Annotated in this window: 10 protein-coding genes; all 10 read right to left on the reverse strand. The window is 49.4% G+C overall.

The features are described 5' to 3' along the window. Positions 1 to 19 precede the first annotated feature (19 nt). The 10 genes from AD930_RS15450 to AD930_RS15495 all read right to left on the reverse strand — a co-directional run bounded on the left by AD930_RS15450 (position 20) and on the right by AD930_RS15495 (position 12,043). Positions 20 to 2,347 (reverse strand): TonB-dependent receptor, encoded by a 2,328-nt coding sequence (locus tag AD930_RS15450; protein WP_061506949.1) that lies wholly within the window; start codon positions 2,345 to 2,347, stop codon positions 20 to 22. A 187-nt stretch (positions 2,348 to 2,534) separates the two neighbouring features. After that, positions 2,535 to 3,884, reverse strand: coding sequence for a tetratricopeptide repeat protein (locus AD930_RS15455; protein WP_156477152.1), 1,350 nt, complete (start codon positions 3,882 to 3,884; stop codon positions 2,535 to 2,537). A 15-nt stretch (positions 3,885 to 3,899) separates the two neighbouring features. Continuing rightward, positions 3,900 to 4,751: an alpha/beta fold hydrolase gene (locus AD930_RS15460; RefSeq protein ID WP_061506950.1), complete on the reverse strand. Its 852-nt coding sequence runs from the start codon at positions 4,749 to 4,751 to the stop codon at positions 3,900 to 3,902. A gap of 3 nt (positions 4,752 to 4,754) precedes the next feature. Then, entirely contained in the window at positions 4,755 to 5,771 is a 1,017-nt protein-coding gene (locus AD930_RS15465; protein ID WP_082781935.1) for a P1 family peptidase, read from the reverse strand. Continuing rightward, positions 5,768 to 6,544, reverse strand: a complete 777-nt coding sequence (locus tag AD930_RS15470) for an ABC transporter ATP-binding protein (RefSeq protein ID WP_061506952.1) — start codon at positions 6,542 to 6,544, stop codon at positions 5,768 to 5,770. The genes AD930_RS15465 and AD930_RS15470 overlap by 4 nt, the downstream gene beginning before the upstream one ends. After that, positions 6,537 to 7,382 carry an ABC transporter ATP-binding protein gene (locus AD930_RS15475; protein WP_061506953.1) on the reverse strand — a complete coding sequence of 282 codons (846 nt, stop codon included), beginning with the start codon at positions 7,380 to 7,382 and terminating at the stop codon, positions 6,537 to 6,539. Before AD930_RS15475 ends, AD930_RS15470 begins: the two co-directional genes overlap by 8 nt. Then, positions 7,379 to 8,224, reverse strand: a complete 846-nt coding sequence (locus AD930_RS15480) for an ABC transporter permease (RefSeq protein WP_061506954.1) — start codon at positions 8,222 to 8,224, stop codon at positions 7,379 to 7,381. The genes AD930_RS15475 and AD930_RS15480 overlap by 4 nt, the downstream gene beginning before the upstream one ends. Next, the gene (locus AD930_RS15485) at positions 8,221 to 9,246 is read right to left on the reverse strand and encodes an ABC transporter permease (RefSeq protein ID WP_341843838.1); all 1,026 of its coding nucleotides are present in this window, start codon (positions 9,244 to 9,246) and stop codon (positions 8,221 to 8,223) included. Before AD930_RS15485 ends, AD930_RS15480 begins: the two co-directional genes overlap by 4 nt. Continuing rightward, positions 9,189 to 10,715: an ABC transporter substrate-binding protein gene (locus tag AD930_RS15490; RefSeq protein WP_082781936.1), complete on the reverse strand. Its 1,527-nt coding sequence runs from the start codon at positions 10,713 to 10,715 to the stop codon at positions 9,189 to 9,191. Before AD930_RS15490 ends, AD930_RS15485 begins: the two co-directional genes overlap by 58 nt. Beyond that, the gene (locus AD930_RS15495) at positions 10,715 to 12,043 is read right to left on the reverse strand and encodes an LLM class flavin-dependent oxidoreductase (RefSeq protein ID WP_061506956.1); all 1,329 of its coding nucleotides are present in this window, start codon (positions 12,041 to 12,043) and stop codon (positions 10,715 to 10,717) included. The genes AD930_RS15490 and AD930_RS15495 overlap by 1 nt, the downstream gene beginning before the upstream one ends. Positions 12,044 to 12,556 lie beyond the last annotated feature (513 nt).

The raw sequence follows: 12,556 nt of genomic DNA on the forward strand, positions 1-12,556 counted from the left end.
TTCATACAAAAATCAATTTCTAGAAGTCAGCACGCAAACGTACTTCCCATGTTGCGGGCAATCCTGCCACTGCAATGTTATCTCCCCCCACGAAGTAACCGCGTGTTACATCATAGTGTTTATTTGTAATATTTCTGCCGATACCTTCTATTTTCCATGGACCATTATGAGGCGCGAACGAAATATATCCGCCCCAAAGCGTATACCCGGGCAACACATCAACTGCAGTCAACGAATGATCTGTCGTGCGCAAGCTGTAATCCATGCCAGTCACAATATCATAACGCCCGGCATGCCACGTATAATCAACAGACCCATTCGCCGTAAAATGAGGGACATCTATTGTCCGGCCAGAAACATTTTGAGAAATACCGGTCCACACACCATTAACTTTCTGTGCGCCCACAACCGTACTGAATTTGTCATAGGCACCCGTCACATAAGCGCCTGATTGAGAAATATGGAGATCTGGCAGAGGAGACCACGCAAACTCATATTCTCCCCCAAACATATGGGATTTAGGGGCATTAACGAACAGTCCAATAGCAGACCCCGTTGTTGGGCTATAAACTTTTGACTGAACCTGCCGATCAAAATAATCGTAGTAAAAGAAATCTGCATTAAATTTAATATTATATTTCGGAATAACCAGCTTATTACCGACTTCAAATGAATAAAGTTGTTCTGGCTTAAACGGATTGGTCATTTGGTTCACATCAGATGTGTTGTATACTGTGAAACCTCCTGACTTTATCCCCTTACTAAATGTAAAATACAACATATCATGCGCCATAGGATGATACTGAATACTAAATTTAGCTGATGGAAGGGTATAATCCTGGGATTGGCGCGCCACATAATTCTGTGGATTGGTAACAACACCCGCAGTCAGATAATGTGCATATGCATTATTAAGTGTGCGCTTTTCATGCTCGATACGAATACCTCCTACAACCTGCAACTTTGGTGTAATATCGTATTGCACCTGCCCGAACCCACTTATAGTATTAACCTCTTGCGAGTAGCGGACATCTCCATCTGTATTATACAGAGCCTCAAAGCCCGACTGGTAGCGGTCATTAAGCCACTGATGACCGTAATAGATACCTCCAATCCAGTGGAAACGCCCTGATGTGTTAGACGAAAAACGCAATTCATCTGCAACTACGTTCGCTCGTGTACGAAAAGCAACATCCGCTAAAGACAGAGCTGAATCGTCAAAATTATCATATTCGTTACGCTGCATATAATCGTAACTTGCAAGATTGGTTAACGTAAAATTCTGAAATTGCTTATCTAATCTCAAGCTTGTACCGCCTGTATCAATATGGCTGTAAGGCTTCTGGTCAGGATTAATACCAACTTCTTTCGCAAATTGCTCCGAAGTACCCCAACGTGTATCATAACGGCTCGCAGAAGCTGGCATTGGGTTCGTTTTACTTAAACTCGTAATAGGAGACCATGCATAAGGGCCAATTGCGTCTGATCGATCTCTGCTTCCATGCAGATTCCATTCAAATTTTAAAGTATTAGATGGTGTATAATCTACAAGAAGACGCGCAGCACCACGGTTGACATTGCCTAAATGCGTCTGGGTTTCTGGATTATATTGCCAAGCCCCACCTTGCTGTGTTTGTCCCGACAAACGAAATCGTAATTTGTCGTTAATAGGGCCAGAAATATAGCCATCGACCTTCCCGCTATCGAAGCGGCCATATTGGGCAGTAATACCGGTTTTGAAAGTCTCCGTTGGTTTGTTAGTGATATAATTGATAGCGCCCCCAGTCGTATTGCGCCCATAGAGCGTACCTTGAGGACCGCGTAACACTTCCACACGCTGCATATCAAACATCATTCCATTAATACCAAATGGAATCGGATTTGCTACTTCATCAATATATATCCCAACAGTTGGTGAATTATTACTTGAGTAATTACTAAAACCAACCCCACGTATTGTATATGTATATTGTCCACTTCCATATGACGGCTGTATTTGCAATGATGGCGTTGCATACTGAAGATCAAAAACGTTATTAATATTTCTATTTTCAAGAACTTTGGCAGAGATAACGCTAATAGATGTACCAATATTCTGAGGATTCTGAGCACGACGCTCTGATGTCACAATGACGTCTTCCACACGAGAGGCCGGCACAGAAGAAAGCTTTTTAAGTTTAGGTTTTTTTTTCGACGCTGCAGAATGCTCCGACGTGAGCGATGATTTTGTATCCTGCGCATAGCTTATAGTCGTTACAGGCATCGCAACGATTCCTGCCATTAAAGCCAGGCGCCTTTTCTTTATGAAAGACATTTTAGAAGATACATAAATTACGAGGCCGCTCATGTCACTAAATAATTCCACTATATATGTCAGTTATTAACCTTCATTAACACACGTGGAATTTAGTGAATCAAGCTATATCATGATTCCTATGCGCGAATTCATCAACAGGCAAACTTTAGTTGTTTTTTTGCAACAGTCGCTACGAACATTAGATTTTTTTAATATACAACATATTATCTCATACTTATTACGCGAACAACGACCTGTCCCGAGCCTCCTTAGCAAGCATGCTGAGGCCAGATTTCTCATAAATTTCTGCTAATGCTTTGTTGGTCGGAGCATCATACGGCGCGACAAGGCGCCTTGTTTCTAAAACCTGTTGTGCTCTGGAATTTCTACCAGTACGTAGCATGGCGTCCAGAGCGACCTGCTCAAACAGGTCCCGCTGCGCGTGACTCCCACCAATCTGGTCAATACGTCCCATAACCGGATCCAACAGAGGCAACACGGCGTCATAACGCTCCTGAGCATGAGCGGCCAAAGCATCTGCCAATGCAAGACCCACCTCATGCCATGCAGCATGAAGGTTCGACTTTTTCTGCGCTGCAGCATGTCGTATTGCGTTGAGCAGCAGATCGCCCTCTGGTTTATGGGCACGTAACAGTCCGTAAAGATAATGGAGTGTCAGAAAAGGCTGGGAGACATCCTGCTGCCGCACTACAAGATAATCGCTTAATTCCTGCCAGCGTGTACCAACAGCAACACCCGTTAATTCAAGACGCAATAACAAAGAGACTGCTCCCGCTTGATCCTGCGAGAATGTACGGTCACGCGCCCAGCAATGCTCATCATATATTGCCAACGCCACGTCCTGTTGATCTAGGCTGATATGGAAAAGAGCCTTATGCCACCAAAGATGTGTGTAAAGAAAAGAGGTGAGACGCCCCCACTCCTGAGTGTGGGCAGACAGAAAGGACACCCCTTCTTCAATACGGCCTTGTGTGAGCATGATATGGGCCAGAGCATGCTGCGCCCATGCTTCTTTTGGATTTATCGCCAACGCTTGGCGTGCTGCATGCTCCGCATGATCAAAAAGATGGCATTGCTCAAACGCAAATGCCCGCATCCCCTGAAAATATGCGTTGTTGGCAGCAGCTGAGTGGCAGAGTTCCGTAACGCGGAGCATTTCCAGAAATCGCCCATTATTGAAATCATCATACTGATGAATTTTTAGAGCAACGAGATCACGCGGCCATTGTCTTAGAAGCGTTTGTAAGGTTTGCCTGACGCGCGCCATGTCAGCCTGTAGCCAGAAAGTGAGTGTTTGCAAGAGCAGTTGCTCACGCGCATTAAGACCTGTTGCGGCCATAGCATTTTTAGCATACTGCTGCGCCGCCTGTGGAATTTCACCTGTTTCAGACAACATCCACAGCAAACCAGCATAAATATGCACCAGACCATTATGGGATGTCTCAGCTGCTGCAAGAATATTGATAATGCACTGATTATAGCCGAGAAAACCCTCTATAAAATCATTGATGGCCTGAAGGTCTTGCTCATTTTGAACTGTCGTGGCGTTCCCAAGTATGTCCTGCATGTCTATGTTTCTTTTTTACGGGTGATCAGTTTTTACGCGCTGGATGAGCTGCTCTATAAGCTGGTTAACCTGCTTGGGCTGTTCAAGCATGATCTGATGCCCGCACGACTCCAAAACGGACAAAGTTGACCCAGTTAACGCTGCATTTAAATTTTCGACTGTGGAAAACGGTACAATACCATCCTGCTTACCTGCTACCAGCGTGACAGGAAAAGGCGGTAGGCGATGCAAGCTTTGAGCTGTAAAGACAGGGCCATTCCGTAACAGCGCGCGCATCATGAAAAGGGTATTGCCCTGTGTTGCCAACCGCTCCTGTGCCATCAAGTCTGCATCGGTATTCGGATGCCATGCCAGAGCCTCAAAACGGCGCGCAAGGCGCGGGCGCAAAAGCTCCATCGCTGGCAGCGGCAAATGATCCATCCAGTTGTTAAAAAGGCCGCGGCGACTTTGCTCATGGGGTGCAGGTCCTAGGAATGCTGCCCCCTCTATGGGTAAAACATGGTGTTTCTGCCAGACTTGCAGCAACCATGCTAGTGTTATGCAGCAGCCAAAAGAATGTGCAATAATAATATTTTTTTCTGTTTTATATTTTTCAAAAACTGTTTGAAAATCTGACAGAAAAGCCACAGCCGCAAAATCTTTTTCCCGTTTGGAATTCTGGCTCCTGCCGTGACCAAAAGCATCCCAAGCTACAAGATTGACGGCTTTATGGGAAAAATAAGCTAGCTGCTCCCGCCACTGGTTTTTATTACCACCCCCACCATGCACAAAAAAAATGGTTAAGGGTTCCGCTGCTTGGCGGGTTACCACATGCAGCTTACGGCCTGATGTAATGGGCAGGGTATGGTCTTGCAAAGAGTGCATCATATTTTATACCTGCTCTCTCTTGTAGGCCTGTTTTGAAAAAACCTCCTGCCAACCAGGTACACAGTTTGCCCAGCCCAATGACGCGGCATGGTACACACCAAGAGCAATGGCGCGCGCTGTCACTATGGTGGCTGCCTGTAGAATTTCACAAAAATCAGTCAGGCTTGGGGCAGGCTTTTCTTCTGTGGAAACACCGAAAATGGTATCACCGTCTTGTGGCAGATGTGCAGGAAAAACACCGCGTGCCACCCCATCCTGCCCGACAATGGCCAGACGTTTGGCTTGCACGGGCGTAAGCGCTGCATTGGTTGCAACAATGCCGATAGTTGTGCCCGCTACGTAATCCGGTTTTATGCGGAGTTGTTCCGCGGCCTGTGCACTGTCAAGAGGAAAGCCCAGCCCTCCGAATTCCGCCCCGTGTTCAAAAGGAGCACTCCAAAAATGCGGCCCGTCACCCACTGTGGCGTTCCCAATAGCATTGACCGCTATAAGGGCGGAGACTGTATAGCCCCCGACCGTTACCATGCTGGCGCTACCAAGGCCGCCACGAAGGGTAGCCGTTGTAGCCCCGGTGCCAGCCCCGACCGTACCCTGTGGCACCGCATCAGACGAAGCAGCCTGCGCAGCCTGCTCTCCCAGATGTGTATAAAACCCGCGCGGCCATGTTTTATCGCCGCCATTTGCCAAATCAAACAGACTGGCCTGAACAACAATAGGAACACGAATTTTGTTTTGAACGGCAGGTTTTTTTTCAAATTCCTGCTGCAGCACGGATTGCACTCCACTGGTTGCATCCAACCCATAGACAGACCCACCTGACAGTACGATGGCATGAATGCGATCAACCATCATTTCAGGCTCAAGCAAAGCTGTATCCCGCAGAGCAGGTGCACCGCCAAGAACGCTGACGGAGGCTATGGCAGGTTTAGCAAAACGCACAACAGACACCCCCGTACGATGCATGAAGTCCTGCACATTCCCAACGCTTATGCCTGCAATATCTGTAAGAGAGCCGCTCATACGTTTGTGTCTTTCCATAAGTCTTTCTGAAGCAAAGCTGCGGTGTACGCAGAGCGTGGGTTTGCAAATATCTGCTGGGCTGGCCCTTCCTCCACAATCGTGCTGTCAGCCAGCACGACCACTCTGTGAGCCATATGCCTTACCACCGCCATATCATGGCTAATAAAAATAAGAGAAAGGCCGGTCTTTTGCTGTTGTTCCAGCAGAACGTTCAACACGCGTGCCTGCGCTGAAACGTCCAGTGCCGAGACGGCTTCATCTGCTATTACGAGAGACGGCTGGCCAACAAGTGCACGTGCAATGGCTATACGCTGCCTTTGACCTCCCGAAAATTCGTGCGCGCGCCGAGCGAAACTCTCTGGCGGCAACCCTAGGACATGGAGCATTTTGGCTATGTGCTCATCCTTCTGCTCTTTACTGAGAGTGTGCGTCCACAAGGGTTCGTGCATAATAGCGCTAACAGTCTGCCTTGGGTCCAAAGAACTGTAAGGATCCTGAAAAATCATTTGCAGGTCAGAGCGGAGTGCTCTGTTTTGCCGATGAGACAAAAGCTGTGTTTCTACCCCCTTATAGCGCACGCTTCCGCTTGAAGGAGGCACCAGCCCTGCCAGAATATGGGCCAGTGTTGTTTTACCCGTGCCAGACTGGCCCAATATGGCCACCGTCTCACCCTGTTTTACTCCAAAATTTAGCCCACGCAGGATAGACCGCTTACCATTCCGCCCCTCTTTCCGCGAAAAAGAGACATTCTGCACAGCCAGAAGGTCAGTCATACTGCGCACTCCTTATAGCCTCTGGCTCAAACAGGCTTAAAGGAGGACGTGGTGTAAACTGCAGAGAAAGCTCTAGAAGAGCACGCAAATAACTCGAATTTGGCTGGGTCATCACCGTTTGGGTTGGCCCATACTCCGCACAGCGGCCTCCGCGCAACACCAGCACCGTCTCTGTGCTATGAGCCACCAGTTCCAGGTCGTGTGAAATAAGAACGACTGCCATATTTCTTTGCCTGACCTGCTGTTTCAGCAACATGACAACCTTACGACGTGTTGTTGGGTCTAGTGCTGTGGTGAATTCATCAGCAATAAGTACTGTCGGTTCTCCCGCCAGAGCCGCTGCTAAAAGAACACGCTGTCTTTGCCCCCCGGACAGGGCAAAAGGATAAGCCTGACGCATGGAAGCGCCACCCGTCAGACCTACCTGCGCAAGCCAGTAGTCAACACGCTCAACACGCTCCTTTTTACCCAGGCCTGCAGGCAGTACTTCTGCAATATGGGCAGCTACCGTCATACCGGGGTTGAGCGCTTTCATGGGTTCCTGCGGCACATATCCGATACCCTGCCCCCGCAGCCGGTAGCGGGCTTTCTCTGGCAACGCAGAAAAATTCCTACCTGTTACCAGCACCTTGCCCGTGGTGTGAAAGACTGGCGGCAGCAGCCCAAGACACGCAAGGCCCAGCGTTGTTTTGCCGCTCCCTGACTCACCAACAACACCCAAAATTTCGCCAGCCTGCACATCAAAGCTCACGTCATGCAGCACATTACGCGGTGTTGGAGAATAAGGCAGGCCAACGCTGACATGCTGCACCTGCAAAGGAATGGCGTGCACCGTCATGATTTTTTCTCCTGCCGTGTGAAACGGTCTCTCAGCCCATCCCCCACCATATTGGTGCCCAACACAAGCAGCAGAACAACCACACCAGGCACCGCCACCAGATGCGGATGATCATAAATATGCACCTGATAAAATGCGAGAATACGCCCAAGCTCTGGCAATGGAGGCGGCGCGCCCAAACCAAGGTAAGACAACCCTGTTTCGGCCAGCATGGCCAGTGCCACGTTGACAGAAAACTGCACAAGCAAACCCGGTACCATGTTGGGAACTACATGACGCAGTAGAATACGCCATGGCGTAAGTGCTGAAAGGCGCGCTGCCGCTATGTAATCCTGCGCGTAAATATTGGCTGCGGCCTGCTGCCCCAGCCTGACGAAGCCGGGAATAAAGAAGAGGGCTAGAGCACATATTTCCTGCACGACACCAGCGCCACACAACGTCACCAGAAGGGCCGCTATAATAATGGGAGGGAAAGCAATACCCAGCTCAACCACGCCGTTTGCAATGATTTTTGTTTTCTGACCTGTTCCCGCAGCCAGAACACCCAGGCCAGTACCCAGCCCAAGCGCCAGAACCATTGAAAAGAAGCTTATGGCGTAGCTGTTTACTGCGCCAACAAGTGAAAACGCCAATGTGTCCCGGCCCAGTGGGTCTGTCCCCAGCCAATGTGAAGGCGTGGGGGGGGTAAGGCGGGCATGTATATTTATGCTAAAAGCAGCATGTAAATGCGCAAGCCATAGCACAACACCAGGCACCAGAATGCCCAGCACACATACACACCCAAGCCCAAGCCCAAGTAACGGGAACCTTGCTTCTCCTGTAATACGGTGCAGAATACTCATGCTGCATGACCATTTCGGTCAGAGCTAAGCCATGGACTCAAACGTATTTCCAGCCACTGGAAAAGCCCTTTCTCAAACACCACCACAGCCACAATCAGCAACACGCATGCTTGTACAACGGGCACATCCCGCTGATTGACAGCTTCCAGCAACAAGGCACCCGTGCCTTTAAGATTGAAGACGTTTTCCACAATAATGGTGCCAGAAAGCAGCAAGGGAATTTGCAGAGACAATACCGCAAGAACAGACGGCAGGCTGCGCGGGAGCACATGCCGAAACAGGACCTGTCGCTCTGACAGACCATGCGCACGGGCGGTCAGTATGAAAGGCTCTTCCAGCACGGCTATAACGGCAGAACGCGTATAACGCGCAAGCACAGCTGCCTGAGGCAAGGCCAGCGCTACGGCTGGCAGCACCAAAGACCGCAGGGCAGCGCCCACCCCCTGCCCCCACCCGGAAAAACCGCCCGCAGGGAACCAGTGGAGAGAGAGGGAGAAAAACCCGGTAAGCAGCATGGCCAGCCAGAAATCAGGCACAGCTTTTGTAAGCTGTATGCCTCCCATAAAAACAAGATCCAGCCATGTACCTCGTCGTGTTGCCGTAAACACGCCCAATGCCACTCCCAGAGCAACGGCCGCCGTAAGCGCAAACCCGGCAAGAGGCAAGGACACCTGCAGCCGCTCGGCCAACAGGTACCAGACAGGCACGTTATACCCGTAGCTCCGTCCGAAATCTCCTTGAAAAAAGCCTGTTGCCCAATGCCAATATTGCACAGGCAATGGCTGGTCCAGGCCCAGCTTATGGTGCAGGGCGGCCAACGTATCAGGTTGGGCGTCCACCCCTAAAATTACCTCAGCAGGATCTCCGGGAAGGAAAGCCATGCTGAAAAAAATAATAAGGCTAGCTAATACCAACAGAACTATTCTGCTGCCTATAAAACGTAATGGCCACAAAAAATTTTGCATTATTGGCCCCAGAATACGTTGGACATTGGGGTGGCAGGCAACGGCAGCCTGTTCCATAATCCTTTCACTTCGCGTCGTGCTATATTGGTGCGCGGCACGAAAAAAAGGAAAACATTTGGCACATCATGGGCCAGTTTCTCCTGCATTTGCACAGAAAGAGTATGCCGTTTAACCGGGTCCTGTTCAGCTTCATAGGCGGCATAAAGAGCCTGAAAGGACGAATTATTATAGCCAAAGTAATAGTCTTTTCTTGCATAAATCCCAATATCATCTGGCTCGGTATGGGCAATAATAGTCATATCAAAATCATGATGACCAAACACCTGCGCTAACCATGCAGGCCATTCAAGCTGTACAATTGTCACGTTAAGGCCAATTTGTTCCAGATACGCAGCCACCAGTTCACCAGTGGTATGTGCATACCCTATTGGTGGCAAAACCAGCTTCAAACGCGTACCAGGCTCAACACCGACCTGTTTGAGCAAAGCCTTGGCCTTTCCTGGATTATACGGATAAACATCCGATAAATCCGTATAATTCGGGTTTTCGGGACTCATGTGAGAGCCTAAAACCAATGCACCCGGAATATCCATTGCCTCTGTAATACCCGCCCGATCCAACGCATACATCAGAGCCTGCCTCACAAGAGGCTGAGCAAACAGTTTGCGCCGATTATTAAGAGCAAGCATAGCTTTAAAAGGCGCCAGCCCCTGTTTGACAACAAAAGCAGAGTTTTGCTCAAACCGCGCTGCCATTTCCGGCGCGGGAAAGCTTGGGTAAGCATCCAACTGGCCATCCAGCAGTGCATTGGCTGCTGCTAGCGGCTCTGTGTAAAACCGGAATGTAACGGCATTGAGTTTTGCCGGCGTGCCCCAGTAGGCCTGATTTTTTTCGAGGGTGATGCTTTCGGCCCGCTTCCAGTCCTTAAATATGAACGGTCCGGTACCTATCGGATGCTGAGCGTTACCGCTGGCGGATTGAGGCGCAACAATAACGGCATCCGCCCAGGCGAGCTCGGATAAGAAACTTGCATGAGCAGTCCTAAGCGTTACAAGAACTGTCATGTCAGATGAGCAGGAAACGTCCTGAATATTCTCAAAAACCAGCTTTTGTGGATTAAGACTTTCTGGTGACCGTGCTCTATCAAGAGAGAATTTGACCGTAGCGCAGGTTAAGGGCGTACCATCATGAAAATGCACGCCGGGATGCAGAAAAAAAGTATAATGCAATCCATCAGGTGAAATAGACCAGGCTTGAGCGAGAAGCGGGTGTATGGCCCCTTGCTCGTCAACCGCCGTCAACCCCTCATAAATATTGGCATACGTGACGTTCCGGATGCCTTCTGACGGATTAGTTGTGGGATCCAATGTTGCGGGAGAAATATTAACACCCACAGCAACGCTTCCGTCCTGCGCGCTAGCCATAGCGGAAGAGGTCATACCCCCAAGAGCATAAGATAGCGCAAGGCCCAGAACAATTCTGAGACCTGTTTTTTTGGAAACACGAAGCGTTGCAACAGAAAACATTATGGAATTTCACCTGGAGCAGGGCGAGCAAGACCAAGATGCTCCCGCAGAGTTGTACCCGTGTAACTTTTGCGAAAAAGACCTCTTTTTTGCAATTCCGGCACGACCAGATCAACAAAGTCATTCAGGCTTTTTGGCAGAATAGGCGGCATGATATTAAATCCGTCTGCGGCCCCTGTCACAAACCACTCTTCAAGCTGATCTGCTATCTGAGCTGGGTCACCCCAAATGGTCCAGTGCCCTCGTGCCCCACTCACTTCCAGATAAAGCTCCCGTATACTCAGGTTGCGTTTACGGGCCATTTGCAAAAGCAGTGTCTGTCGGCTTTGGTTCCCGTTAATAACAGCCGGCGGCTCTGGTAATGGCCCATCCAGAGGTAGGCCACGCAGGTCCGTACCCGTCATGCGGGAGAGCAATAGAAGACCCACTTCCGGGTGTGTCAGGTTATCAAGCTGGTCTTTCAAATCTTCTGCTTCTGCCTGAGTGCGCCCAACAAGAGGATACACGCCCGGCATGACTTTGAGGGAAGAAACGGGTCGACCGATAGCGCGCATCCGGTCATGCAAATCTGCTCGGAAAGCGCGGGCTTCTACTACATCCTGCTGGGCTGTAAAAACCATTTCTGCTGTTTCTGCAGCCAGTTGGCGGCCGGGCTCAGAGGACCCCGCCTGCACAATGACAGGCCTCCCCTGAGGGGAGCGTGGAATATCCAACTGGCCGGACGCAGCAAACAGCGGGCCATCATGCGTGACGCCACGCCGCAGGGCCGGATTAAAAAATAAGCCGCTCTCCACATCCCTTACAAAAGCACCATCATCCCACCCATCCCAGAACTTCATGACAAGATCAGCAAATTCCCGAGCACGCTGATATCTGTCAGCATGGCGGATATGGTCCGGCACGCCATAATGTACAGACTCACGCACATTCGCTGTTGTCACCAGATTCCAGCCGGATCGCCCCCCGTTGATCTGGTCGAGAGACAGAAACTGGCGTGCCAGATGATAAGGTACCGTGTAGGTTGTGCTGACAGTACCCACAACACCAATGCGGTGCGTTACTGCGGAAAGTGCTGAAATAAGCGTGAGGGGCTCAAAAGATGACGCATAGGTCATCCGCTTGAAGCCCTCTATCCCGTCCTCATCAATTCCGCTGGTAAAATCTGCTATGAACACCGCATCAAACAGGCCGCGCTCCGCAGTTTGCGCCAGTTCAACATGATGTTGAAAGTTGACCCCTGCATCCTTAACCGAACCAGCATGCCGCCACGCCGCCGCATGGTGCCCTGTCGGGAGAAGAAAGGCTGCAAGGTTCATGGTACGCGACATATAACTATACCTCTTCGTGATATAAATAGCGTGCCTGAAAATCACCCTTTACAGAGAACGCACACCCCCGCCAGACACGGAACAACACTGACGATATAAGCTTCACATTCGAAACACAATACGACGAAAGAATTATTTTTACGATTCATAGACGTTGTTTTGTAAGACTGGGAATACATTTATATCATTGTTTTTTCTTGTTTTTTTAATTTTCTTCCCAAAAAAAATGGTTAGAAATGAAACGAAACAACGTTTTTTATCCTTAATTTCCGTTAATTATTATTTTTTGTGGTTGTTTTTTATTTTAACTATATGTGATAGTTTTATGAGATTATCTTCGCATTGCCCGCGCAAAGCATAACCGGAATAGTGAGAAAAATGCGCGAACATGACCTGCTTTTAAAGCCTACCACGATGGGGCCTACAAACCGCACAAGACATATAGACGGAACCCGATGTTGACCGCTGGCCCGTGCTCACTTCCGCGATTGCGCATTTTTATCAGGGACACTT

Origin of the sequence: Acetobacter malorum (assembly GCF_001580615.1) — a bacterium.
GTDB lineage: Bacteria > Pseudomonadota > Alphaproteobacteria > Acetobacterales > Acetobacteraceae > Acetobacter > Acetobacter malorum.